We start from the raw sequence: 22,758 nt of genomic DNA, 5'->3' as shown, positions 1-22,758 counted from the left end.
GCAAAACGATGCCGCCGCGGCCTTTCGGCTGCGGCGGCATGAGCGGTGATCGAGAGGGCTGCGACCGGCAGAGTATCTCGTTTCACGCAACTCCGGACGCAACCCGCTGCGTGCTTTTGCCGGAATTGCGCTAGTGGCGGCGCGCCCAGTCGTCGATCTGCCGCTCCGCTTCGTCCTTGGCAAGGCCGTAGCGCTGCTGGATCTTGCCGGACAACTCGACGCGGCGACCCTTGATGACGTCGAGGTCGTCATCCGTGAGCTTGCCCCACTGCGCCTGCGCCTTGCCCTTGTATTCGTTCCACTTGCCTTCGATGATATCCCAGTTCATCTCGCTGTCCTTTCGGTTGAATGCAATCGATTGACGGGGAAGCGGCGGGAGCCGGAAAAGTTCCTCAATGCAGGCCGATATCGACCGAGCCGGCGTTCTCGGCGACGACGATGCCGTCCGCCGGCGGGGCCACCTTGCGCACATGGACCTCCAGACGGTTCTGCGGGGTCATGCGCCAGCCGATCTCGACATTCTCTTCCTCCCAGGCGGGATCGAAGGGCGCGCAACGGCCATGCACGACGCGTCTTCCAATACCAGCGTCGCCAAGGGCGGACGGCAGGGCGCCGACACAGTCTTCCATCGTCTCGAACGCTACCTGCGGCGCCTGCAGCTCCTCGCAGGAAAGGCTGCCAGGCGCGCAGCCGACCAGAAGCATGATTGCGGCGATGTGCTCCATGTCACTCTCCATCTCCTGTCGGATCGGGCTCCCCATAGAACTGGCCGGACAACGGGACGATGCACGGGAAAGTTCCGATCACGCCCTGTCACGATTTCGGGAACAAAGTTTCGGCAGGCACGTTGTCGGCGCATCGCTCAATGGCGAACCGGACGAGAAAGGAAGCGCAGATGCTCGGCACCATTCTTCTTATCATCCTCATCCTCCTCCTGATCGGCGCGCTGCCGAACTGGGGATACAGCCGCGGGTGGGGTTACGGCCCGTCGGGCGGTCTCGGTCTCATCGTCGTCATCCTTCTCATCCTCGTCCTCATGGGACGCATCTGATCCCGACCAACCAGCCAGGAACCGGAACCATGAAGAAAACCATCATCGCGCTTTGCCTCGTCGCCTCCACCGTGGCACTCTCCGCCTGCTCCCAGACCGAACGCGGCACCGCCATCGGCGCGGCATCGGGCGCCATCATCGGCGGGGCGGTGACCGGCCGCGCGGGCGGCGCCCTTGTCGGTGCGGCCGTCGGCGGCACCGCGGGTTACCTCATCGCTCGTTCGGACCGGCGCGGCTACTGCATCTATCGTGACCGCCACGGTCACCGCTACGAAGCCCGCTGCCGCTAAACGGCACCACGAGCAGAAACGCGAAACGGGCCCCCGGGGCCCGTTTCTTGATGTCTTGAACAGGGAAAACGAATGACGTCAGGAACCGCCCTTGGCTCTGCGCTCGGCATCGTCGAGCTTTTCCAGAAGGTCGAGCAGGCGATCGGGCACGGGCTCGGTCTCGATGACGTCGTAGAAGGATTTCAGCTTGCGGCCGACGGGGCCATTGGGATCGAACGCAGCCCTCGCGGAGGCGGCGCCGCGTCTCTTGTCTTTACCGGGCTCTATCATGGTCTTGTTTCCATCGCTTGCCGCCCGCTATCTTCCTTTTGCCCAATATTCCCAATAGCAAGTCAGACTTAGCATGCTACCAATAGGTTTCCGCAAGGTGAACTCTAGCGGAAACGGTTCCGATACGGAACATAGCCAGGGAGAACGAAATGTCACTTTCCACCCGTATCGCACCGCATCTCGCCTATCTGAGGCGGTTTTCCCGTGCCGTGACGGGTTCGCAGACATCCGGCGACGCCTATGTCGCCGCCATGCTCGAAGCACTCGTCAGCGACATCTCGCTCTATCCGGAAGGGCGCAGCGACCGCATCGCGCTCTACCGGCTCTACTGCACGCTCTTCGACAATCTCGACATCACCCTGCCGGAAAACACCTCGCCCTTCGGCTGGGAACGGCAGGCGGCAGCGAACCTTTCCAACCTGCCGCCGGCGGAGCGCAAGGCCTTCCTGCTCGTCGCCGTCGAGGGCTTCGACATTGCCGAGGGCGCCGACATCATGGATGTGCCGGAGGACCGCTTCAGCGCATTGCTGGACGAGGCCTCGCGCGACATCTCGCGTCAGGTGGCGACCGATATCATGATCATCGAGGACGAACCCCTCATCGCCATGGATATCGAGGACATGGTGAAGGGCCTCGGCCATCGGGTGACCGGCATCGCGCGCACCCATTCGGAGGCCGTCGAGCTCTATCACCGCACCTCGCCGCGCATGGTGCTGGCGGATATCCAGCTCGCCGACGGCAGCTCGGGCATCGACGCCGTCAACGACATCCTGAAGAACAGCACGATCCCGGTGATCTTCATCACCGCCTTCCCGGAACGGCTCCTGACCGGCGAGAAGCCGGAACCGGCCTTCCTCGTCACCAAGCCGTTCAACCCGGACATGGTGAAGGCGCTGATCAGCCAGGCGCTGTTCTTCGACGAGCAGGCGCGGCTCGCCAAATCCGCATGACGCAAAAAGGCCCGCGCAAGCGGGCCTTTTCATTCCGGTCTGCCGTGCTTGTCAGAGCGCGGCGACGACGATGACCTCGACGAGGTAATCCGGCGTCGCGAGCTTGGATTCGCCGGTGGCGCGAGCGGGCGTGTGGCCCTGCGGCGCCCAGGTATCCCAGACGGCGTTCATCTTGGGAAAATCGGCCATGTCGGCAAGCCAGATCTGGGCGGAGAGGATGCGCGTCTTGTCCGTGCCGGAGAGCGCCAGAAGGCGGTCGACCTCGGCCAGCGCCTGCTTCGTCTGCTCGGTGACGTCCGAACCCGCCTCACCGACCTGACCGGCCAGATAGACGGTGCCATTGTGCACGACGGCCTGGCTCATGCGCGGGCCGGTTTCAAAGCGTTTGATATCCATGTCTCGTTCCTGTCAGGTCGCGGAAATATCGGAAACCCGCCGCCACGCGATGGCCGGCAGGCCCGCCGTCTATAGGCGGACGGCTGGCGGGGCGCCAGAGGCGGCCCTGCAAATTCTCCCTCAGGACGCCAATCCCCGGAGGGCGGCGGCGACGATGGCCTCGACGGGCGCATCGATATCGACCGTCACGACGCCCGGTTCGCCGGACGGGTCCTCCAGCGTGGCGAGCTGGCTGTCGAGCAGGCTGACGGGCATGAAGTGCCCTTCCCGCGCGGCCATGCGCGTCATCAGAAGGTCGCGGCTGCCCTTGAGGAAGACGAAGGAAAGCGTGCCGCCGGCGGCACTGCGCAGGCGCTCGCGGTAGACCTTCCTGAGAGCGGAGCAGGAGACAACGACGCCGTTGCCCGCGGCGCGCGCATCGGCCAACGCCCGGCCGATCATGTCGAGCCAGGGCCAGCGGTCCTCGTCCGTCAGGGGAATACCGCGGGACATCTTCTCGACATTGGCGGCGGGATGCAGGCTGTCGCCCTCGATGAAGGCGGCGCCGAGGCTTGCGGCAAGACCCTCGGCGACCGAGGTCTTGCCGCAACCGGAAACGCCCATGACGACGATGGCGCGGGCGTCGGTCACGCGCCGCTCGCCTCAGGCGACGCGCTTTCGTCGCTCGACGCGGGCGCGGATGGCGTCGATATCGACACGCGGCGTCGCGGCGAAGAGCGTCTTGGTATAGCTGTGCTGCGGGTCGTCGAAGACCTGGTCACGGCTGCCATATTCCACCGCCTCGCCGAAATACATCACCATCACGTCGTCCGCGATGTGGCGCACGACCGAAAGGTCGTGGCTGATGAAGACATAGGTCAGGTGGAACTCGTCCTGAAGGTCGGCGAGCAGGTTGAGCACCTGGGCCTGCACCGAGAGGTCGAGCGCCGAGACCGGCTCGTCGAGCACGAGGAGGCGCGGATTGAGCATCAGCGCGCGGGCGATCGCCACGCGCTGACGCTGGCCGCCGGAGAACATGTGCGGGTAGCGCCCGTAATGCTTCTCCTCCAGCCCCACCTTCTTCAGCATGGCCATGGCGCGGTCGCGCCGCTCGTCCGCCGGAACCTTGGTGTTGATGACCAGCGGCTCCGTCAGGATGTCGCCGATCTTCTTGCGCGGGTTCAGCGAGCCATAGGGGTTCTGGAAGACGATCTGCACCTTGCTGCGCATTTCCGGCGTCAGCGGCTCGCTGGCGATGTCGACCTTGCGGCCGTCGATCAGCATTTCGCCCGCGGTGATCGGATCGATCATCGTGACCATGCGGGCAAGGGTGGACTTGCCGCAGCCGCTTTCGCCGACGATGGCAAGCGTCTTGCCCTCCTCGACCTTGAAGCTCACGCCCTTGACGGCGTGAACGGTCTTGGACGGCTTCATGAAGCTGCCGGGGATGTGATAGTCGCGCTTGAGGTCGCGCGCTTCGAGAACCGGGGTCATCGGACGGCTCCTGCGAAAATCTCGGCGTCGGTCAGCTTTTCCGTGATCGTCGGCAGGCGGCCACCCGTGGCGTTCTCCGGCAGGGCCGCGAGAAGAGCCTTGGTGTAGACGCTTTTCGGGGCCGAGAAGAGCGAGAGCACGTCGGCCTCCTCGATCTGGCGACCCTTGTACTGCACGATGACGCGGTCGGCGGTTTCGGCGACGACGCCCATGTCATGGGTGATGATGATGAGGCCCATGCCGTGTTCGGCCTGCAGCTTCATCAGGAGGTCGAGGATCTGCTTCTGGATCGTCACGTCGAGCGCGGTGGTCGGCTCGTCGGCGATCAGAAGCTTCGGATTGCAGGCAAGCGCGGTCGCGATCATCACGCGCTGGCACTGGCCGCCCGACATCTGGTGCGGATAATGGCCAAGGCGCTCTTCCGGGTTCGGGATGCCGACGAGCTGGAACAGCTCGATCGCCCGGTCGCGGCGCGCCTTGCGATTGAGATCCGTGTGGATGCGCAGCACTTCCTCGATCTGGTAGCCGACCGTGAAGCACGGATTGAGGCTGGCGATCGGCTCCTGGAAGATCATGGCGATATCCTTGCCGATGATCCTGCGCCGCTCGGCATCCGACATGGCCTTCATGTCGCGGCCGTTGAAGGTGAGGACGTCCGCCGTCACCTTCGCCGTCCAGGGCAGGAGGCCCATGGCGGCGAGCATGGAGACGGACTTGCCCGAGCCGGATTCGCCGACGATGGCGAGCACTTCGCCCTCGTCGACCTTGAGCGAAACGCCGTCCACGGCGCGGAAGGGACCGGATGCCGTCTGGAACTCGACGGTGAGGTTCTTGATTTCGAGAAGCGACATCACGACCTCTTCAGCTTGGGATCGAGGGCGTCGCGCAGGCCGTCACCCATGAGGTTGATGGCGAGCACGGTGACGAGGATGGCAAGGCCGGGGAAGGTGACGACCCACCAGGCGCGCTGGATGAATTCGCGCGCTTCGGCGAGCATCGTACCCCATTCCGGCGTCGGCGGCTGGGCGCCCATGCCGAGGAAGCCGAGGGCCGCCGCGTCAAGGATCGCCGCCGAGAAGGCGAGCGTCGCCTGGACGATGAGCGGCGCAAGGCAGTTCGGCAGGATCGTCAGGAACATCAGGCGCAGCGTGCCGGCGCCCGCGACCTGCGAGCCGACGACGTAATCCTTGGACTTCTCCGTCATGACCGCCGCGCGCGTCAGGCGCACGAAATGCGGCTGGTTGACGAGCGAGATGGCGATCATGGCGTTGAGCAGGCCCGGACCGAGAACCGCCACCAGCACGAGGGCGAGCAGCAGCGAGGGGAAGGCCAGGATGATATCCATGATGCGCATGATGAAGGTATCGACCTTGCCGCGGAAATAGCCCGCGACCAGACCGATCAGCACGCCCGAGACCACCGACAGCGTCACGACGACGAGACCGATGAAGAGCGAGAAGCGCGCGCCGTAGATGAGGCGCGAGAGGATGTCCCGGCCGACGGCGTCGGTGCCGAGGATGTGCCCCCAGGTCCCGCCCTGCTGGAAGACCGGCGGCAGGAGAAGGAGTTCACGGTTCTGGATGCTCGGATTGTGCGGCGCGACGAAGGGCGCGAAAACGGCGACGAACAGGATCACCAGGAAGATGAAGAGGCCGATGACCGCGCCCTTGTTGCGCGAGAAATAGAACCAGAATTCGGAAAGGCCCGACGGCGGCGTGCCGCCCGTCTTGGCCTCGGACGTTGTCTGTACTGAGCTCATGGGATCGCCCTCCTAGTGCCGGATGCGCGGATTGACCCAGCCGTAAAGCAGGTCGACCACGAGGTTGACGATCATGATGACGGCGGCGATCAGCATCAGCCCGCCCTGCACCACGGCATAGTCGCGCTTGAAGACGCTGTCGACCATCCACTTGCCGATGCCCGGCCAGGAGAAGATCGTCTCGGTCAGGATGGCGCCCGCAAGCAGCACGCCGACCTGCAGGCCGATCGTGGTGATGACGGGAATCATGGCATTGCGCAGCGCGTGGATGCCGATGACGCGGAAGGGCGAAAGACCCTTGGCGCGGGCGGTGCGGACATAGTCGTCGCCGAGCACTTCGAGCATGGCCGAGCGGGTCTGGCGCGCGATGACCGCAAGCGGGATCGTCGACAGCACCACGGTCGGCAGGATCAGGTAGGTCAGCGCCGACTTGAACGCCCCCGCCTGCCCCGAGATCAGGCTGTCGATCAGCATGAAGCCGGTGACCTGCGGGAAGAAATACATCAGCGAGATGCGTCCCGAGACCGGCGTCCAGCCGAGATAGCCGGAGAAGAAGATGATGAGCAGCAGCCCCCACCAGAAGATCGGCATCGAATAGCCGACGAGGGCGACGCCCATGATCGACTGGTCGAGCCAGGTGCCGCGCTTGACCGCGGCAAGCACGCCGGCCGGAATGCCGAGCACGACGGCGACGATGATGGCGCAGAGCGAAAGCTCCAGCGTGGCGGGGAAGAGGTTCATGAAGTCCTCAAGCACCGGCCGCTTGGTGACGATCGACGAGCCGAAGTCGCCCGAGAGCAGGCCCGTCAGATAGTCGAAATACTGGATGTACATCGGCCGGTCGAGGCCGAGCTGGTGCATCAGCTCGGCATGGTGTTCCGGCGACATGACGCGTTCGCCCGACATCAGCATGACCGGATCGCCCGGCAGAAGTCGAATGAAGGCGAACGCGATGATCGATACCCCGATGAACGTGGGTATCAGGACGGCGAGCCGTCCGAAGATAAAGCGCAACATGGGAGCCAATCCCTTCTTCTTTTGAAAAACCGGCGGCCCGAATGCCTTCGGACCGCCGGCCATTGCACGCTCTTTGCGGCGTGCCTTTCTTTTGCCCGATATTACTCGGCGATGTCTACACCGTCAAAGCGGTGAATCCCCAGCGGGTCCATCTTGAAGCCCGAGACCTTCTTGCTCATCGGGACGACGACCAGCGAATGGTCGATGGTGTTCCACGGCGCTTCGCGCTTGAAGATGACCTGGGCCTCTTCATAGAACTTGGTGCGCTGGGCGATGTCGGAGGTTTCCTTCGCCTTCGTCATCAGGTCGTCGAATTCCTTGTTGCACCACTGCGCGCGGTTGTTGCCGCCGACGGCGTCGCAGCCGAGCAGGGTGTCAAGGAAGTTGTCCGGGTCGCCGTTGTCGCCGGTCCAGCCCATGATGGCCGCACCGTCGCGGTCCTTGGCGGAGGAGAGCTTGAGATATTCGGCCCATTCATAGGAAACGATCTCGGCCGTGACGCCGATCTTGGCGAGGTCGGCCTGCATCAGCTCGGCCGCACGGCGGGCGTTCAGCATGTAGGGACGCGCGACGGGCATGGCCCAGATCTTCATCTTGAGATCCTTGACGCCGGCTTCCTCGAGCATCTTCTTGGCCGCGTCCGGATCGTACTTGTCGTCCTGGACGGCGTCGTTATACGACCACATGGTCGGCGGGATCGGGTTCTTGGCGACCGTTGCCGCGCCTTGGAAGACCGCGTCGACGATGGCCTGCTTGTTGACGGCCATGTTGAGGGCCTTGCGGACCTCGACCTTGTCGAACGGCGGAACCAGCGTGTTGTAGGCGAGGTAGGCGACGTTCAGGCCTTCCTGCTCCAGAACCTGGAGGTTCTCGTCCTTCTTCAGCTCGGCAACGTCGGCGGCGTTCGGATAGGCCATGATGTGGCACTCGCCGGCCTTCAGCTTCTGCGCGCGGACGGCGGCGTCCGTGGTGATGGCGAAGACGAGATCGTCGACCGGCTGCTTGCCGTTCCAGTAGTCGGGGTTGGCCTTGTAGCGGATCGCCGCATCCGTCTGGTAGGCGACGAAGGTGAACGGGCCGGTGCCGAGCGGCTGCTGGTTCAGCAATTCCATCTTGCCGTCAGCCTGCAGCTTGTCGGCATATTCCTTGGAGAGGATCGAGGCGAAGTCCATGCCGAGATTGGCGATGAACGGCGCTTCCGGACGCTTCAGCACGAACTTGACCGTCAGGTCGTCGACCTTCTCGATCTTTTCGATGAGATCCGGGAAGCCCATGCCCGCGAAATATTCCCAGGAAGCGCCCGCGACATACTTGTTCCACGGATTGTCTTCCTTGTACTGGCGCTCGAACGAGAAGATGACGTCGTCGGCGTTCAGTTCGCGGGTCGGGGTGAAGTATTCGGTCGTCTGGAACTTCACGCCCTTGCGCAGCTTGAAGGTGTATTCCTTGCCGTCGGCCGACACTTCCCAGCTCTCGGCGAGGCCCGGTTCCAGCTCCGTGCTGCCGTGCTTGAACTCGACGAGGCGGTTATAGGCGGTGCGCGACGTGGCGTCGAAGGTCTGGCCGCCGGTATAGAGACCGGGGTCGAACCCTTCGGGCGAGGCTTCCGAGCAATAGACCAGCGTCTTCGACCAGGCAGCGCCTGCCATCATCGAGGCAAGCGCCGTCGCTGCGAGGAGAGTAGTCAGCTTTTTCATAGTGAGCTTCCCAGGTTTGCTTTTTTGTTCGTTGTGTGCGGACGCGGGTGCAGGTCCAGCCCCGGCCTTGCGCGGATGGAACGACATTTGCCGCAGGATTGCAATAAGTCGGCGGACAATTTTGTCCAAACGGAAAAATCCCTGGAAGATTATTCTCCACAGCATTCGAAATGCCTGCAAAACCGGGATTTTCGCCCGTAGCGCCGACGCCGTTTTTCCCTTTTCCGTCATCGGCTTGCCGCGCGTGACGGGCAGAAAATGAGAGACCTGCGCTAAATTGTCCGGCAAAAGCCTTTGCCGCCAGAGATTGCGGCGCTAGATTGCATCGCGTGGAATCCGGGGGTGGAGGCCGCGTGGCCGTATTGAACAGACACTACAGGCGATACGATTTCGAAGGCGATCTGGAGAAGGCTCTCAATCGCGTCGATTTCTTTCGTATCTTCCATACGATGGCCCTGCGCCACGGCTTCGAGCATTTCGGCGTCCTGCAGCTCGCCAACGAGCACGAGACCAGCCTGCTCGCCGGCCGGCTGGTGCTGCACGACCTGCCCGCCGGCCTTGCCGACGCCTATGACAAGCGTCACCGCCTCAACGATTCCGCCCTCTTCAAGAGCTTCTACAAGTCGACGATCCCGACGGTGTGGCGCGCCTCGGACGCGGCGCAGAACGGCTCCGCCGAAGGCGCCGATTTCCTCGACCAGATCGGCTTCGACATGGCGCTCGCGGTCCCCGTGCATTCCGTCGCGGGTACGCGCTATGTCGTCCTCTTCCTCGGCGACGGCGAAGATATCGGCCGGCGCGAGCATTTCGAGATCTGCTACGAGGCGAACTGCACCTTCGACTATTTCTACAGGCAGGTGCTCGCCAACAAGGCCGGCATGGGGCTGACGCCACGCGAGACGGAAATCCTGCGCTGGATCTCCTACGGCAAGACGGCAAGCGAGATCGCCCTCATCGTCTCCGTCTCGGAGCATACCGTGAACTCGCACACGGCGACGATCCTGAAGAAGCTCGACGTCGTCAACCGCACCCAGATGGTCGCCAAGGCGATCCGCGAGCAGATCATCCAGTAAAGCGGGAAAACGGAGCCGGGCGTCCGGTATAGCAGAGTTAGGGACTTGTTAATATTCGCGGCCTGAACAAGAGTAGCTACGGCTTTCTTCGAGGCCGGCGCCCATAATGCCAATCGGGTCACCCACCGCCATGACAGAACAAGTACATATTCTGCTCGTTGATGACGATCCTGCGGAAAATGTCATTCTCAGCGCGCTGATGCGCAAGGTGGCGAGCTATGCCATCGCCCTGCATTATGTAGAGACGGTGGAAGCGGCGCTCGATTTCATCCGCTCGTCCGGGGTGACGCTCGACATGATCCTGATGGACAACCGGCTGCAGCCGCAGGCGGACTTCCGCGAGACCGTGCCGGGGCTGCGCCATGCCGGCTATATCGGCCCGGTCGGCGTCATTTCCTCGTCGATCAGCGATGCCTATTTCCAGAAGATCGACGATTACGGCGTCGACTTCCGCATAGACAAGGCCGAGCTCGATCCGACGGCCATCGAATTCATTCTCAGGGAATATGTGAGGAACGAAGCGGGCGCCGGAATCTGACGATCCGGCGCGGCGCGCATCAGGCCGCCGGCTGCTGCTGGGCCTGAGCCTGAGCCTGGGCGGCGCGGGTGTGATCGAGGCCGAGCAGCATGCCGATCTGCGGGCGCGCCTTGACGAGATCGTCGATCGTGTACTGCTGCAGCACTTCGAAGAAGGCGTTCAGCGCCTTGCGCAGCGCCGCGTTGAGGCCACAGCTGTCGACGAGCGGGCATTCGATCTCGCCCGCCTCGAAACATTCGGCCATGGCGAAGGAATCCTCCGTCACGCGCACCACGTCGAACAGCGTGATCTCGCTCGCCGGCTTGGGCAGACGCACGCCGCCATTGCGCCCGCGCACGGTCTCGATGATGCCAGCCCTGGTCAGCGGCTGAAGGATCTTGAACAGGAAGAGTTCCGAAACGCCGTAGGCCTTCGCGATTTCCGGGATGCGGCTGAGCTTGTCCCCGTTCGCCGCGCAGTACATCAACATGCGCACGGCATAGTTGGTTTGCTTCGTCAGGCGCATGGGAAACTCCGAATTCGGTTTTGAAGTGGATCACATATAGGACAGATCGCGGTTTAGAACAATTCCAAAAAGCGGAAAAACACATTCATGTTATGCGGCAGCCGGGAATCGACCCGTTAAAGGCGACTCTTGCGGTAAGGTTTAAGCACCGGTTGAAGCGGATGCAACCATTTACCGGCCCTCCGGCGCCGGCTGGCCGGTAACGGTCCTGGCATAATCGAGGATATCCTTCCTGCGCTGCGGCGTGCCCGGATGGGTGGAGAGGATATTGGTATCGGACTTGTCGCCGAGCTTTTCCTCGATGAGCGTGAAGAAGCGGGCGATGGCCGCCGGGTCGTAGCCGGCCTTCGCCATCAGCTCGACCGAGCGCCGGTCGGCCTCGGCTTCCGCCGCGCGCGAGTAGGAAAGCGCCAGCAGGCCGCCGCCCTGCACCAGGACATCCTCGACCGCCGAGCCGACGTCGCCGGCGATCAGCATGATGAGGCCGGTCATGCCGGCGGCCCGGTAGAACTGGCGAAGACTGTGCTTCAACTCGACATGGCCGATCTCGTGCGCCAGCACGCCGATGATCATCTCCGTATCGCCACCCGCCATCTCGACGAGCTGGTCGGTGACGACGAGCGTGCCGTCCGGCAGGGCGAAGGCGTTGGGGCCGATGATACCGCCGTCGCGGAAATTGAGATTGTAGGCGCCCGCACCGGCCGGCGACTGCGCCGCGATGCGGGCGAAGCCGTCGGCGATCTCCCGGCGGCGCTCCTCGGAAAGCTTTGTCGGCGAGAACGTCGTCTTGTCGAGCGCCTCCAGCGTGCCCTTGCCCATCAGTTGCGGCACGATGGGCGGCGTCGTGACGACGGCGACCTCGACGAGCGCCGGCACGCCCCAGCGATAGACGGCGCTGCCGAGCGCGAAGGCGAGCAGCACGATGACGATGAGGCGCAGGCGGAACTGCTCCAGCCAGTGCACCATGCCGGCCCCGCCCCTGCCCCGCGCGGCGAGGTAGCGGTCGATGCCCTCATTGTCCCAGGTCTCGAAGATCGAGCCGTCCGGGAAGGTCACGCGGCGGGGGATGGAGCCGACCCGGCTGGAAATCTCCAGCCAGGAAAGACCGGCGCCGGCCAGCGGCCTTTCGCCCCCGACCGGCACGGCGGCGATCTCGCCGCCCTTTTCGACGAGATGCGCCTCGACCGATCGGCTGGAGCCGGCGGGGTGCCATTCCCCACCGGCGATGGCGGCATTGTCAGAAGCCAAAATCGAACCCTTCGAAGTCCATGAATTCGGCGCCGACGGCCGAACCCTGTTCCTCGATCCTGCTGAACAGCTCGCCGACGTCGCCCGAGAAGGTAACGCCGGTGTGCTCCCACGTATAGCGGGCGAGGCGTACGGCCGCCCAGGGCCGCATCAGGCCGAGGGTGAAGATCGTCACGATGACGTTGGAGATGGCGATCCAGGTGTAGCGGATGCGCGAGACGTCGCTCATCAGCCGGTGCCTGCCGTCGAAGGTCGTGGAGGACCAGGCGACGTTGCGCACGCCCGCCCGGTAGAAGAGCCCGGCGATGCCCATCGTGGCGAAGATGACGATATAGCCGATGACCGCGCTGACGATCAGCGGGATCTGCTGCTCGGGCGCCAGCGAACCGGGTGTCTCGATCAGCGCGGCGATCAACGCGAAATTGGCGGCGACGATGACCGCGATGATGCCGAGGCCGATCAGCGCGATGAGGAAGGACAGCAGCCAGGACTTGTAGAGCGGCCCGAGCGGCGGATCGGTATCGAAGGACTTGCCGCCATAGCGCAGGTTCGCGCCGAGATAGCGCGACACCCAGCGGCTGGCGAGCGGCGTGAGGATGCCGAGCGTGATGACGGAAAGCAGGCCGCCGAGGATGAAGGCCTTGAACGCGCCACCGGCACCGCCGACGAAATCGAAGCGCACGTTGCGGTAGCTCGTGACGCGCGCGGCGAAGCGCAGGCCCCTCGCGACGAGCCACGGCAAGGCGACCAGCACGACGATGGTCGGCAGCAGCACCAGGAACGGCACGACGGCGGCCAGGACGTTCAGCACGACGAACGCGCCGAGGACGATGAGCCGGCCGACGAGGATCTGCACGCCCCGCGCATGATATTCGACGGACCGGCCGAGCAGGACGGTGTTGCCGTAGAAATAGCGGTTGCGCCGGACCTTGGCCCAGGCGGAATAGATGCCGAGCGTGACGATCGTCAAAAGCACGTTGACGATCCAGATGCCGAAATATTCGGATGCCTTGCCGGTAAAGGAAATACGATGAAAGCCCCCCGCCTGCCCTGCGGCCTGCGGCGATCCTGCCAATGCCATGTTTGCCCCCTTCAGTGCATGAACCGAGGAGGTAACGGGCCGAATGACCAGCCTATTCTTCGCAAGGCACAAATAATGTGCGCATGCAAAAAGGGCTCCCGACGGGAGCCCTTTCCTGTTTCTGATCGTTACGGATCACTTCATCGTCGGCATGACGAATTCGGCGCCGTCCTTGATGCCGGACGGCCAGCGGCTCGTCACGGTCTTGGTGCGGGTCCAGAACTTGATGGAGTCCGTGCCGTGCTGGTTGAGGTCGCCGAAGGCGGAAGCCTTCCAGCCGCCGAAGGAGTGGTAGGCCAGCGGAACCGGGATCGGAACGTTGACGCCGACCATGCCGATATTGATGCGGCTGGCGAAGTCGCGGGCGGCATCGCCGTCGCGGGTGTAGATGGCGACGCCGTTGCCGTATTCATGCTTCATCGGCAGGTCGAGGGCTTCCTCGTAGTTCTTGGCGCGCACGACGGAGAGGACCGGGCCGAAGATCTCGGTCTTGTAGATTTCCATGTCCGGCGTGACGTTGTCGAAGAGGCAGCCGCCGACGAAATAGCCGTTCTCGTAGCCCTGCAGCTTGAAATCGCGGCCGTCGACGACGAGCTTGGCGCCTTCTTCCAGGCCCTTGTCGATGAGGCTGCGGATGCGGGCCTGGGCTTCCTTGGTGACGACCGGGCCCATGTCGGCCTTCTCGTCGGTATAGGGGCCGATGCGCAGGCTCTCGATCTTCGGCGTCAGCTTCTCGATCAGGCGGTTGGCGGTTTCCTCGCCGACCGGAACGGCGACGGAGACGGCCATGCAGCGCTCGCCGGCCGAGCCGTAGCCGGCGCCCATCAGGGCGTTGACGGCCTGGTCGAGGTCGGCGTCGGGCATGATGATCATGTGGTTCTTCGCGCCGCCGAAGCACTGGGCGCGCTTGCCGTTGGCGGTGGCGGCACCGTAGACGTAGCGGGCGATCGGCGTGGAGCCGACAAAGGAGACGGCGCCGATATCCGGATGGGAGACGATGCCGTCGACCGCGGCCTTGTCACCGTTGACGACATTGAGGATGCCCGCCGGCAGGCCGGCCTCGATCATCAGTTCGGCAAGGCGGATCGGCAGGGACGGATCGCGCTCGGAGGGCTTGAGGATGAAGGCGTTGCCGCAGGCGATCGCCGGGGCGAACATCCACATCGGGATCATGCCCGGGAAGTTGAACGGCGTGATGCCCGCGCCGATGCCGACCGGCTGGCGGATCGAATACATGTCGATGCCGGGGCCGGCGCCTTCGGTGAACTCGCTCTTGGACAGATGCGGGATGCCGATGACGAATTCGCAGACTTCGAGGCCGCGGATGACGTCGCCCTTGGAATCTTCGACCGTCTTGCCGTGCTCACGCGAAACCATCACGGCCAGCTCGTCCATGTTCTGGTTGAGCAGGTCGACGAACTTCATGAAGACGCGGGCGCGGCGCTGCGGGTTGGTGGCGGCCCACTTCGGCTGCGCGGCCTTGGCGGCGTCGACGGCGGCCTGCAGCTCGGCGTCGCTCGCCAGCGCGACCTTGGCCTGAACCTCGCCCGTGGCGGGATTGTAGACGTCCGCGGTGCGGCCGCTCGTGCCCGGGACGTGCTTGCCGTTGATGAAGTGTCCGATCTCGTACATGGGGAGTCCTCCGTGGTTATGAGGAGATGATCGCACTTCAATTTGCACAACTCAAGCGCCTGAGATAAGGAACCGTTGTGCAGAAATTAAAGCCGGAGGATGCGATGAACTGGGATGACGCCCGCATGTTCCTGGCGGTGGCCCGCACCGGGCAGCTCCTTGCCGCCTCCCGCCGGCTCGGCGTCAACCACGCCACACTCAGCCGCCGCGTCAGCGCGCTGGAGGAGGCGCTGAAGACGCGCCTTCTCATCCGCCGCACCAATGGCTGCGACCTCACCGCCGAGGGCGAGGCCTTTTTGCGCGCGGCCGAACGTATGGAAACGGAAATGCTGGCGGTGCAGGCCAGCATCGGGCGCATCGACACGGCGGTCGCCGGCACCGTGCGCGTCGGGGCGCCGGACGGTTTCGGCGTCTCCTTCCTCGCCCCCCGGCTCGGCCGGCTGACGGCGCGCCATCCGGAACTGAAGATCCAGCTCGTGCCGGTCCCCCGCTCCTTCTCGCTGTCGCAGCGCGAGGCGGATATCGCGATCACGCTGGAGCGGCCGGAACAGGGCCGGCTCGTCTCCTCCAAGCTCACGGATTACACGCTCGGCCTTTATGCCTCAAAGGCCTATCTGGCGGAGAACGGCACGCCGGAGAGCGTCGAGGACCTCAAGGCGCACCGGCGCATCGGCTATGTGGAGGACCTCATCTTCACGGCCTCGCTCAACTTCACCGGCGAGATCATGCGCAGTTGGGACGCCGGCTTCGAGATTTCGAGCGCCACCGGCCAGACGGAGGCCGTGCGCTCGGGCGCGGGCGTCGGCATCCTGCACGACTATATCGCCCGGCAATATCCCGAGCTCGTCCGGCTGCTGCCCGCCACCTCGATCCGCCGCGCCTACTGGACGACGTGGCACGAAAGCGCGCGCGACCTCGTGCGCGTTCGCACCGTCGCCGAATTCGTGCAGGAACTCGTGCGCAAGGAACACGCGATGTTCCTCTGAAGCCCGGCAGAGGCCTCGATCAGCAGAAATTCAAATATGGGGGGAGAAGAGTGGTACGGTTGGTGGGAATCGAACCTACGACCTCAGGTGCCACAAACCTGCGCTCTAACCAACTGAGCTACAACCGCACAACAAGGCGCGTCCAGCGCGCTTGGTGGGTCACATACGGGCAGCCGCACCTTTTTTCAAGCGTTTTCTGCACGCTCCACAAACGAAAATGGCCGGGCAATCGCCCGGCCATCCCGTAACAGGGTCGCAACCCGCCTCGCGCGGCGGATCAGACCGACTTGAAGGACTTCATGGCCTTTTCGGCGGCCGACTTGCCGGGAGCGGCGACCTTCTCGGCAACCTTCTTGGAGGTTTCCTGGAGGGACTTGGCCTGCTCGACGACGACTTCGGCCTGCTTGCGCAGGAAGGCGGTCTGCAGTTCGAAGAGTTCGGAAACGGACTTCACGCCGAGCAGGGCTTCCATGTGGGAAAGCGAGCTTTCGGCATTGGTGCGGAGCGCTTCGATGGCCTTGAGGCCGAGTTCGACGGAGCCGGCCTGCGCGCTTTCGAGCGTCGCTTCGACGGTCTTCGTTGCGTCCTCGGCGGCTTCCTTCATCTTGGCATAGGCTTCCTTGGTCTGCGAGGCGCCCTTCTCGGCGAATTCGCGGAAGCTCTCGGAAAGCTTGGCCGGGTCGATGGAAGCGATGGAGAATACGTCGTCGGTCTTCTTGGTAGCCATTGTCTGCGCTCCTTGGTTTGGCCCTCTCTAGAGGCGCCGTGTTCTTGGATGGCCTCCATATAGGCGATTTCTTTTCGCATTGCAACATTTTTGTGCGATGCACAATAAATCCGGCACGCCGTTAACCTTTCCGCCCGAAAGCCCGGGGCTCAGCGGGTCCGGCGCTGGACCCCCCGCCTGTGCGCCGCTATTAATAAAGCGTTAATCGAAGACCGGGGTGCCGGAGCAAGATGCAGGCCTGAACATGTCCGCGAAACAGTATCCCTTTATCGACGTCGCCGTCCATGAACGGGTGCGCCTGCCCTTTGCACGGGGCGAGGCGGTCGTGCTGTTTTCCAAGGACATGGCGCGGGTGCTCTGGTCGAACGGCCGGGGCGCGGCCCTCTTCGGCCAGGACAATATCTACGACTTCCTCGATACCGGCCCGGACCGCACCGACGTCGCATTCCGCCAGCTCGCCGCGACCGCGCGGCAGGTCGGGGCGCCGGGCGAGCGGCGCAGCTTCCTGATGCGCGTCGGCAGCGGCTTCCGCAGCGTGCCGGTCCATGCGACGGTCGAGGCGATCACCATCCGCCGCGGTGACGATGCCATCCTGTTCAGCGTGCCCGTCGCCGGCAGCCAGGGCGACGCGGACGCGGCCGCCGCGATGCTCGCCGGCTTCGACGATCCCGACACGCACATGGCCGTGCTCGACGGCGAGGGCGCGGTCGTCGCCGCCTCGGACGGCTTCGACCGGCTGGCCATCAGCCAGCAGACCCGCCTTGCGCTCGTGGAGGCCGCCGGCCGCAGCGCCGAACACCTCGTCAAGCGTCCTGTCGCCACCGGGCGCGGGCATCTGCCTGCCGCCATCGGCAAGATTTCCAACGACCCCGCCCTGCACCTGCTTTTCGCCGTCGAGACCATTCTTGGCCATCTCGACCCGGAGGAGGACGAGCCCGTCCAGCAGGCCAAAGCGGAGCCGGCCGTCGAGGAGACGCCCGCCGCTGCCGAGGTGACCGTCGCGGCAGTATCGGAAACTCCCGAGCCTGTTTCGAACGACGAAGAGGCCCCCATCGAGGTTGCCCCGGCGGAAGAGGCGGAAGAGATTGCCGCCGAAGAAGCCGACGACGATAACGTCGAGGCCCCCACCGAGATTACGGCCGCCGATGCCGTCGAGTCCCCTGCCCCCGTGAGCGAGACGACGGAGAAGACCGGTTTCGTCTTCAACCCGCAGGGCCGTCCGATCCGTTTCGTCTGGAAGATCGATGCCGAGGGCCGGTTCAGCGAGATTTCGGAGGAGTTCGCCGCCGCCGTCGGGCCGCATGCCGCCGCGATTTCCGGGGAACGCTTCAGCGATGTCGCCGGACGCTTCGATCTCGACCCGGATGGAAAGATCGGCGATCTCCTGCGCCGCCGCGACACATGGTCGGGCAAGACGATCCAGTGGCCGGTCGAAGGCACCAGCCTCGTCGTTCCCGTCGACCTCGCCGCCCTGCCCACCTATTCCCGCAACCGCGAATTCGACGGCTTCCGCGGCTTCGGCATCGTGCGCATCGCCGATGCGGCCGAGGACCCGCATGCCCGCGGCCTGACGCTGGGCGATGCCGAGCCGGCGGGGGAAGCGCTGGTGGAAGAAGCCTTCGCCGAGGAGACCGGCACCCTGCTGGAGACGGCGGCGCAGGACGCGGACGAGATGCCGCCGGAAACGGCGGATGCGGGCAGCGACGATGCCATTTCGCCGGAAGAAGCAACCTCCACGGATCACGAGGTCGCGACGACTGTCGAAACGGACCCGTCCGAAGCCGAAGGCGTGGATGCGGAAGCGGCTCCCGCGCCCGACGGCGACGAGGAAGACGCGTTCCGGGGCGAACGGCCTGCGCTGCGCCTCGTCGAGACGCCCGCCCGCCGGCATTCCGACAAGGTCGTGCAGCTCGAGACCCGGCGCAATCGCGGCGGGCTGTTCGATGGCCTTTCCACCGGCGAGCAGGCGGCATTCCGCGAGATCGCCCGCCAGCTCGGCGAGACCTTCGGCAAGCGCAAGCCCGAAGATCGGCCGGCGGAGGAAACGGCGGATGATGCCGACAAGGCCGACGGCGATGATACGAACAATCCGTCCGCCACCGGCGAAGCCGCGGCGGAAATGCCCGGCCTCGAAGTCGGCCCCCATGCCGACGACATGCTGCACGAAGAGCCTGCCGGCGAGCGCACGGGCTTTGCCCCCTCGCGCCGCCAGATGGACTATGGGCTGACCGGCCCCGTCGTCGATGCGCTGCCGGTTGCGCTGCTCGTCCATGTCGGCGACCGGCTCATCCATGCCAATCCGGAATTCTTCCGCCTGACGGGCTATTCAGACCTGAAGGACCTCGAAGCCTCCGGCGGGCTCGACATCCTGCTGGCCGGTCCCGACGAGGAAGCCGAGGAGAGCGGCGGCACCATGGCGCTCCGCCATGCCGACGGCGAGAGCTCCAGCGCGGTGCGCGCCCGACTCCAGTCGATCCGCTGGGAAGACGGCACGGCGCTCATGCTGGCGCTGACGCCGGTGCAGGAAAAGCCGGCGCTCAAGCTGGTCGACACCGCCCCCGTCCCGGCCGAATCCGAAGAACGGCCCGCCGACCAGGCCGCCGCCGCGGCGCTGCGCATCGAGGTCAGCGAGCTGCGCTCCATTCTCGAAACCGCCACCGACGGCGTCGTCGTCGTCGGCCAGGACGGCGACATCCGCTCCATGAACCGTTCCGCGAGCGCCCTCTTCAACTATGACGAGGACGAGACGCGCGGCCGCCCCTTCGCCATGCTCTTCGCCCATGAAAGCCAGAAGGCGGTGCTCGACTATCTCGCCGGCCTTTCCGGCCATGGTGTCGCGAGCGTCCTCAACGACGGGCGCGAGGTCATCGGCCGCGAGGCGGGCGGCGGCTTCATCCCGCTCTTCATGACCATGGGCCGCCTTTCCTCTTCCGCCGGCTATTGCGCGGTCATCCGCGACATCACCCAGTGGAAGCGCACGGAGGAGGAGCTGCGCAACGCCAAGCGCGCGGCCGAGACGGCGAACGCCCACAAGAGCGATTTCCTCGCCCGCGTCAGCCACGAGATCCGCACGCCGCTCAATGCCATCATCGGCTTTTCCGACATGATGGCGACGGAGCGCTTCGGGCCGATCGGCCATCCGCGCTACATCGAATATGCCAACGACATCGGCCGGTCCGGCCGCCATGTGCTCGACATCGTCAACGACCTGCTCGACATCTCCAAGATCGAGGCGGGCGAAATGGAGCTGGAATTCACCGCCGTCGGCCTCAACGAGACGATCTCGGAAGCCGTCTCGCTGGTGCAGCCGCAGGCGAACGCCCAGCGCGTCATCATCCGCACCTCGCTTTCGACCAATGTGCCGCAGATCGTGGCGGACCTGCGCTCGATCAAGCAGATCGCGCTCAACATCCTGTCGAACGCCATCCGCTTCACGCCGTCCGGCGGGCAGATCGTCGTCTCCACCGCCTATGAGGCGAATGGCAGCGTTGTGCTGCGCATTCGCGATACTGGCGTCGGCATGACGCGCAGCGAGCTGGAGCAGGCGATGAAGCCCTTCCGCCAAGTGACGACGGGCGCGCGCAAGCGCGGCGACGGCACCGGCCTCGGCCTGCCGCTGACCAAGGCAATGGTCGACGCCAACCGGGCGAATTTCGCGATCAGCTCCACGCCGAACGAGGGCACGCTGGTCGAGGTGGTCTTCCCCTCCCCGCGCGTGCTGGCGGACTGAGGCGGGCGAATAAAGGATAAAAAAGAGGGCGGCAAAAGCCGCCCCGATAGTTTGAATGCTGTCCAACAAAAGCCAGGGTCAACGGCTTCATGCCACCGGGGTCGGATACGACCGGAAAGCCCTCTCATCGGGCATGCTCAAGTTGGCACGACCTTGCGTCATCCCGACTTAACAAATGCTTACCTGGCCGGTTTCGGCACAAAGGTTTCGTTCACCTGTCCGAAAACTTGGTTAACGCGGCGGGCCTGAAACCGTTAAACCGCGACGCTCAGGATCTCAGCGCCGGCAGGTCGGCGAAAAGTGCCAGCGCTTCCGGATTGGCGAGCGCCTCCTTGTTCTTGACCGGACGCCCATGCACCACCTCGCGCACGGCAAGTTCGACGATCTTGCCCGACTTGGTGCGGGGAATGTCGGCGACCGCGATGATCCTTGCCGGCACATGGCGGGGCGACGCGCCGGTGCGGATCTTCGTCCTGATCTTCTTTTCCAGCGCCTCGTCCAGCACGATACCGGGCGCAAGGCGCACGAAGAGCACGACGCGCACGTCGTCGTCGAAGTCCTGGCCGATGCAGAGGGCTTCAGCGATCTCTTCGAGCTGTTCGACCTGGTTGTAGATTTCGGCCGTGCCGATGCGCACGCCACCGGGATTGAGCGTGGCGTCGGAACGGCCATGAATGATGATGCCACCATGGCTCGTCCATTCGGCGAAGTCGCCGTGGCACCAGACATTGTCGAAGCGCTCGAAATAGGCGGCGCGGTATTTCGCGCCGTCCGGATCGTTCCAGAACATCACGGGCATGGAGGGGAAGGCCCTGGTGCAGACAAGCTCGCCCTTCTCCTCGCGCACCGGATGGCCGTCCTCGTTCCAGACGTCCATGGCAAGGCCGAGGCCGGGGCCCTGGATCTCGCCGCGCCAGACCGGTTTCAGGGGAATGCCCAGCACGAAGCAGGAGACGATATCCGTGCCGCCGGAAATCGAGGCGAGCTGCACATCCGGCTTGATGCCCTCGTAGACGAAGGAAAAGCCCTCCGGCGACAGCGGCGAGCCGGTGGAGGTGAGAAGGCGCAGGTTCGAAAGATCGTGCGTCGTCACCGGCGTGAAGCCGCCCTTGCGCACCGCATCGATATATTTGGCGGAGGTGCCGAAGACGGCGAACCGTTCCGCCTCGGCATAATCGAACAGCACGTTGCCATCCGGATGGAAGGGGGAGCCGTCAAAGAGGCAGAGCGTCGCGCCGACCGCAAGGCCGGAGACCAGCCAGTTCCACATCATCCAGCCGCAGGTGGTGAAGTAGAACAGCCGGTCGTCCTCGACGAGCCCGCAATGCAGGCTGTGTTCCTTCAGGTGCTGCAGCAGGGTGCCGCCGGCCGAATGCACGATGCATTTCGGCACGCCCGTCGTGCCGGAGGAAAAGAGGATGTAGAGCGGATGGCGGAACGGAAGCCGCGCGAAGGCGAGAGGCTTCGCCTCAAAGGGCGCCATCAGCGCATCCAGCGTGCGGCCGTCCGGCAGCGCGGCGGCGAGCGCCTCGGCATCGCCGGCATAATGCACCACGAGGACGGGCGTCTCCAGCCTGGCCGCGACGGCCTTCACCTTCCCGGACACGTCCTGCAGCTTGCCGGCATACCAATAAGCGTCGCAGGCGATGAAGAGCTTCGGCTCGATCTGGCCGAAGCGGTCGAGCACGCCCTGCTCGCCGAAATCGGGCGAACAGGAGGACCAGATCGCGCCGAGCGAGGCGGCGGCGAGCATCAGCGCGATGGTCTCCGGCATGTTCGGCATCATGGCCGCGACACGGTCGCCTTCGCCGATGCCCATGGCGGCAAAGGCCTGCTGGAGCTTCGAGACGCGGGCGCCGAGTTCGTCCCAGGACCAGCGATAGGAGACCTTGTCCTCGCCGCGGAAGACGATGGCATCGCCCGCGCCGGTCTTCCGCAGGAGGTTTTCGGCAAAGTTCAGCCGTCCCTCCGGGAAGAAGCGGGCCTCCAGCATGCGCTCGCCGTTTTCGAGCGCCGTCGCGCCGGTCTCGCCGATAACGCCGCATTCGTCCCAGACGGCGGTCCAGAAGCCGGCCCGGTCCGCGACGGACCAGTCGTGCAGTTCGTCATAGGAGGCGAAGGCGCGCCCGGCCCGCCGGCCGGCGGCCTTCATGAAGAGCGCCATCGGGCTCTTTTCCAGGATTTCTGCCGAAGGTTCCCACAGGGGCATTTCTGACGTCATGCTGTCCTCCACTCCATGGCATTCGTATAGCATGTTGCGTCGCACTATAAAGCGGGGAACGCCCGTTCGCGCCGTCGCCGAACGCAATTCCGCCATGGCGGCATTTGATTTCTT

Annotated in this window: 23 protein-coding genes and 1 tRNA gene; 7 read left to right on the top strand and 17 right to left on the bottom strand. The window is 64.7% G+C overall.

From position 1 onward, the window contains the following. Positions 1–130: 130 nt before the first annotated feature. Together ShzoTeo12_RS01815 and ShzoTeo12_RS01810 are read right to left on the bottom strand one after the other, a co-directional pair. Positions 131–328, bottom strand: coding sequence for a CsbD family protein (locus tag ShzoTeo12_RS01815; protein WP_119257764.1), 198 nt, complete (start codon positions 326–328; stop codon positions 131–133). A 64-nt stretch (positions 329–392) separates the two neighbouring features. Continuing rightward, positions 393–725 (bottom strand): hypothetical protein, encoded by a 333-nt coding sequence (locus tag ShzoTeo12_RS01810; protein ID WP_318911048.1) that lies wholly within the window; start codon positions 723–725, stop codon positions 393–395. Between the two features lie 170 nt (positions 726–895). Here ShzoTeo12_RS01810 and ShzoTeo12_RS01805 point away from each other — a divergent pair, with 170 nt between their 5' ends. Next, on the top strand, positions 896–1,051 hold the full coding sequence (locus ShzoTeo12_RS01805; protein ID WP_117368338.1) for a DUF3309 family protein: 156 nt from the start codon (positions 896–898) through the stop codon (positions 1,049–1,051). Positions 1,052–1,080: 29 nt separating this feature from the next. Then, positions 1,081–1,341, top strand: a complete 261-nt coding sequence (locus ShzoTeo12_RS01800) for a YMGG-like glycine zipper-containing protein (RefSeq protein WP_119257762.1) — start codon at positions 1,081–1,083, stop codon at positions 1,339–1,341. Positions 1,342–1,419: 78 nt separating this feature from the next. Here ShzoTeo12_RS01800 and ShzoTeo12_RS01795 read toward each other — a convergent pair whose 3' ends face one another. Continuing rightward, positions 1,420–1,611: a NepR family anti-sigma factor gene (locus ShzoTeo12_RS01795; RefSeq protein ID WP_119257761.1), complete on the bottom strand. Its 192-nt coding sequence runs from the start codon at positions 1,609–1,611 to the stop codon at positions 1,420–1,422. Between the two features lie 149 nt (positions 1,612–1,760). Here ShzoTeo12_RS01795 and ShzoTeo12_RS01790 point away from each other — a divergent pair, with 149 nt between their 5' ends. Next, positions 1,761–2,561, top strand: a complete 801-nt coding sequence (locus ShzoTeo12_RS01790) for a response regulator (protein WP_119257760.1) — start codon at positions 1,761–1,763, stop codon at positions 2,559–2,561. A gap of 51 nt (positions 2,562–2,612) precedes the next feature. On the opposite strand, the gene ShzoTeo12_RS01785 is transcribed toward ShzoTeo12_RS01790, so the two are convergent. From ShzoTeo12_RS01785 to ShzoTeo12_RS01755, 7 genes are all read right to left on the bottom strand, one after another. Beyond that, positions 2,613–2,957 (bottom strand): RidA family protein, encoded by a 345-nt coding sequence (locus ShzoTeo12_RS01785; RefSeq protein WP_318911042.1) that lies wholly within the window; start codon positions 2,955–2,957, stop codon positions 2,613–2,615. A 120-nt stretch (positions 2,958–3,077) separates the two neighbouring features. After that, a complete protein-coding gene (locus ShzoTeo12_RS01780) occupies positions 3,078–3,560 on the bottom strand; it encodes a gluconokinase (RefSeq protein ID WP_318912347.1) in 483 nt (160 codons plus the stop codon). A 39-nt stretch (positions 3,561–3,599) separates the two neighbouring features. Then, positions 3,600–4,430, bottom strand: a complete 831-nt coding sequence (locus ShzoTeo12_RS01775; protein ID WP_119257758.1) for a dipeptide ABC transporter ATP-binding protein — start codon at positions 4,428–4,430, stop codon at positions 3,600–3,602. Next, on the bottom strand, positions 4,427–5,281 hold the full coding sequence (locus ShzoTeo12_RS01770) for an ABC transporter ATP-binding protein (RefSeq protein ID WP_119257757.1): 855 nt from the start codon (positions 5,279–5,281) through the stop codon (positions 4,427–4,429). Before ShzoTeo12_RS01770 ends, ShzoTeo12_RS01775 begins: the two co-directional genes overlap by 4 nt. Continuing rightward, complete coding sequence (locus ShzoTeo12_RS01765; protein ID WP_119257756.1) at positions 5,281–6,189, bottom strand: ABC transporter permease subunit; 909 nt, start codon at positions 6,187–6,189, stop codon at positions 5,281–5,283. Before ShzoTeo12_RS01765 ends, ShzoTeo12_RS01770 begins: the two co-directional genes overlap by 1 nt. Before the next feature lie 12 nt (positions 6,190–6,201). Next, entirely contained in the window at positions 6,202–7,206 is a 1,005-nt protein-coding gene (locus ShzoTeo12_RS01760; RefSeq protein WP_119257780.1) for an ABC transporter permease subunit, read from the bottom strand. A gap of 101 nt (positions 7,207–7,307) precedes the next feature. Further along, a complete protein-coding gene (locus ShzoTeo12_RS01755) occupies positions 7,308–8,903 on the bottom strand; it encodes an ABC transporter substrate-binding protein (RefSeq protein ID WP_318911038.1) in 1,596 nt (531 codons plus the stop codon). A gap of 353 nt (positions 8,904–9,256) precedes the next feature. On the opposite strand from ShzoTeo12_RS01755, the gene ShzoTeo12_RS01750 reads away from it, so the two are divergent. Together ShzoTeo12_RS01750 and ShzoTeo12_RS01745 are read left to right on the top strand one after the other, a co-directional pair. Further along, the gene (locus tag ShzoTeo12_RS01750) at positions 9,257–9,976 is read left to right on the top strand and encodes a helix-turn-helix transcriptional regulator (protein WP_318911036.1); all 720 of its coding nucleotides are present in this window, start codon (positions 9,257–9,259) and stop codon (positions 9,974–9,976) included. Positions 9,977–10,106: 130 nt separating this feature from the next. Then, a complete protein-coding gene (locus ShzoTeo12_RS01745; protein WP_318911034.1) occupies positions 10,107–10,514 on the top strand; it encodes a response regulator in 408 nt (135 codons plus the stop codon). Positions 10,515–10,533: 19 nt separating this feature from the next. On the opposite strand, the gene rirA is transcribed toward ShzoTeo12_RS01745, so the two are convergent. The 4 genes from rirA to ShzoTeo12_RS01725 form a co-directional block, all read right to left on the bottom strand. Next, positions 10,534–11,019, bottom strand: coding sequence for an iron-responsive transcriptional regulator RirA (gene rirA, locus ShzoTeo12_RS01740; protein WP_318911032.1), 486 nt, complete (start codon positions 11,017–11,019; stop codon positions 10,534–10,536). A 171-nt stretch (positions 11,020–11,190) separates the two neighbouring features. Next, the gene (locus ShzoTeo12_RS01735; RefSeq protein ID WP_318911031.1) at positions 11,191–12,267 is read right to left on the bottom strand and encodes a M48 family metallopeptidase; all 1,077 of its coding nucleotides are present in this window, start codon (positions 12,265–12,267) and stop codon (positions 11,191–11,193) included. Further along, entirely contained in the window at positions 12,257–13,348 is a 1,092-nt protein-coding gene (locus tag ShzoTeo12_RS01730) for a YjgN family protein (RefSeq protein ID WP_318911029.1), read from the bottom strand. The genes ShzoTeo12_RS01735 and ShzoTeo12_RS01730 overlap by 11 nt, the downstream gene beginning before the upstream one ends. A gap of 135 nt (positions 13,349–13,483) precedes the next feature. After that, positions 13,484–14,980: a CoA-acylating methylmalonate-semialdehyde dehydrogenase gene (locus ShzoTeo12_RS01725; RefSeq protein WP_318911027.1), complete on the bottom strand. Its 1,497-nt coding sequence runs from the start codon at positions 14,978–14,980 to the stop codon at positions 13,484–13,486. Positions 14,981–15,084: 104 nt separating this feature from the next. Between ShzoTeo12_RS01725 and ShzoTeo12_RS01720 the strand changes: the two genes are divergently transcribed. Next, entirely contained in the window at positions 15,085–15,966 is an 882-nt protein-coding gene (locus ShzoTeo12_RS01720; RefSeq protein ID WP_119257748.1) for a LysR family transcriptional regulator, read from the top strand. A 51-nt stretch (positions 15,967–16,017) separates the two neighbouring features. Here the strand turns inward: ShzoTeo12_RS01720 and ShzoTeo12_RS01715 are convergent. Continuing rightward, positions 16,018–16,094 (bottom strand) — tRNA-His (locus ShzoTeo12_RS01715). 149 nt (positions 16,095–16,243) lie between these two features. Then, positions 16,244–16,693: a phasin gene (locus tag ShzoTeo12_RS01710; RefSeq protein ID WP_119257747.1), complete on the bottom strand. Its 450-nt coding sequence runs from the start codon at positions 16,691–16,693 to the stop codon at positions 16,244–16,246. 244 nt (positions 16,694–16,937) lie between these two features. Between ShzoTeo12_RS01710 and ShzoTeo12_RS01705 the strand changes: the two genes are divergently transcribed. Continuing rightward, positions 16,938–20,423 carry an ATP-binding protein gene (locus ShzoTeo12_RS01705; protein ID WP_318911025.1) on the top strand — a complete coding sequence of 1,162 codons (3,486 nt, stop codon included), beginning with the start codon at positions 16,938–16,940 and terminating at the stop codon, positions 20,421–20,423. Between the two features lie 268 nt (positions 20,424–20,691). Here ShzoTeo12_RS01705 and ShzoTeo12_RS01700 read toward each other — a convergent pair whose 3' ends face one another. After that, entirely contained in the window at positions 20,692–22,644 is a 1,953-nt protein-coding gene (locus ShzoTeo12_RS01700) for an acetoacetate--CoA ligase (protein ID WP_318911024.1), read from the bottom strand. Positions 22,645–22,758: the final 114 nt, after the last annotated feature.

This window comes from Shinella zoogloeoides (assembly GCF_033705735.1).
GTDB classification, from domain to species: domain Bacteria; phylum Pseudomonadota; class Alphaproteobacteria; order Rhizobiales; family Rhizobiaceae; genus Shinella; species Shinella zoogloeoides_A.
The sequence above is the reverse complement of the archived record's forward strand: the minus strand, read 5'-3'. Positions and strand labels throughout refer to the sequence as shown.

Bases quoted from the DNA above. Each gene is read 5' to 3' on its own strand.
- ShzoTeo12_RS01760 (WP_119257780.1), bottom strand. From the start codon at position 7,206: ATGTTGCGCTTTATCTTCGGACGGCTCGCCGTCCTGATACCCACGTTC.
- ShzoTeo12_RS01780 (WP_318912347.1), bottom strand. From the start codon at position 3,560: ATGGGCGTTTCCGGTTGCGGCAAGACCTCGGTCGCCGAGGGTCTTGCC.
- ShzoTeo12_RS01770 (WP_119257757.1), bottom strand. From the start codon at position 5,281: ATGTCGCTTCTCGAAATCAAGAACCTCACCGTCGAGTTCCAGACGGCA.
- ShzoTeo12_RS01755 (WP_318911038.1), bottom strand. From the start codon at position 8,903: ATGAAAAAGCTGACTACTCTCCTCGCAGCGACGGCGCTTGCCTCGATG.
- ShzoTeo12_RS01710 (WP_119257747.1), bottom strand. From the start codon at position 16,693: ATGGCTACCAAGAAGACCGACGACGTATTCTCCATCGCTTCCATCGAC.
- ShzoTeo12_RS01765 (WP_119257756.1), bottom strand. From the start codon at position 6,189: ATGAGCTCAGTACAGACAACGTCCGAGGCCAAGACGGGCGGCACGCCG.
- ShzoTeo12_RS01800 (WP_119257762.1), top strand. From the start codon at position 1,081: ATGAAGAAAACCATCATCGCGCTTTGCCTCGTCGCCTCCACCGTGGCA.
- ShzoTeo12_RS01805 (WP_117368338.1), top strand. From the start codon at position 896: ATGCTCGGCACCATTCTTCTTATCATCCTCATCCTCCTCCTGATCGGC.
- ShzoTeo12_RS01815 (WP_119257764.1), bottom strand. From the start codon at position 328: ATGAACTGGGATATCATCGAAGGCAAGTGGAACGAATACAAGGGCAAG.
- ShzoTeo12_RS01795 (WP_119257761.1), bottom strand. From the start codon at position 1,611: ATGATAGAGCCCGGTAAAGACAAGAGACGCGGCGCCGCCTCCGCGAGG.
- ShzoTeo12_RS01790 (WP_119257760.1), top strand. From the start codon at position 1,761: ATGTCACTTTCCACCCGTATCGCACCGCATCTCGCCTATCTGAGGCGG.
- ShzoTeo12_RS01810 (WP_318911048.1), bottom strand. From the start codon at position 725: ATGGAGCACATCGCCGCAATCATGCTTCTGGTCGGCTGCGCGCCTGGC.
- ShzoTeo12_RS01785 (WP_318911042.1), bottom strand. From the start codon at position 2,957: ATGGATATCAAACGCTTTGAAACCGGCCCGCGCATGAGCCAGGCCGTC.
- ShzoTeo12_RS01725 (WP_318911027.1), bottom strand. From the start codon at position 14,980: ATGTACGAGATCGGACACTTCATCAACGGCAAGCACGTCCCGGGCACG.
- rirA (WP_318911032.1), bottom strand. From the start codon at position 11,019: ATGCGCCTGACGAAGCAAACCAACTATGCCGTGCGCATGTTGATGTAC.
- ShzoTeo12_RS01705 (WP_318911025.1), top strand. From the start codon at position 16,938: ATGTCCGCGAAACAGTATCCCTTTATCGACGTCGCCGTCCATGAACGG.
- ShzoTeo12_RS01745 (WP_318911034.1), top strand. From the start codon at position 10,107: ATGACAGAACAAGTACATATTCTGCTCGTTGATGACGATCCTGCGGAA.
- ShzoTeo12_RS01720 (WP_119257748.1), top strand. From the start codon at position 15,085: ATGAACTGGGATGACGCCCGCATGTTCCTGGCGGTGGCCCGCACCGGG.
- ShzoTeo12_RS01730 (WP_318911029.1), bottom strand. From the start codon at position 13,348: ATGGCATTGGCAGGATCGCCGCAGGCCGCAGGGCAGGCGGGGGGCTTT.
- ShzoTeo12_RS01700 (WP_318911024.1), bottom strand. From the start codon at position 22,644: ATGACGTCAGAAATGCCCCTGTGGGAACCTTCGGCAGAAATCCTGGAA.
- ShzoTeo12_RS01775 (WP_119257758.1), bottom strand. From the start codon at position 4,430: ATGACCCCGGTTCTCGAAGCGCGCGACCTCAAGCGCGACTATCACATC.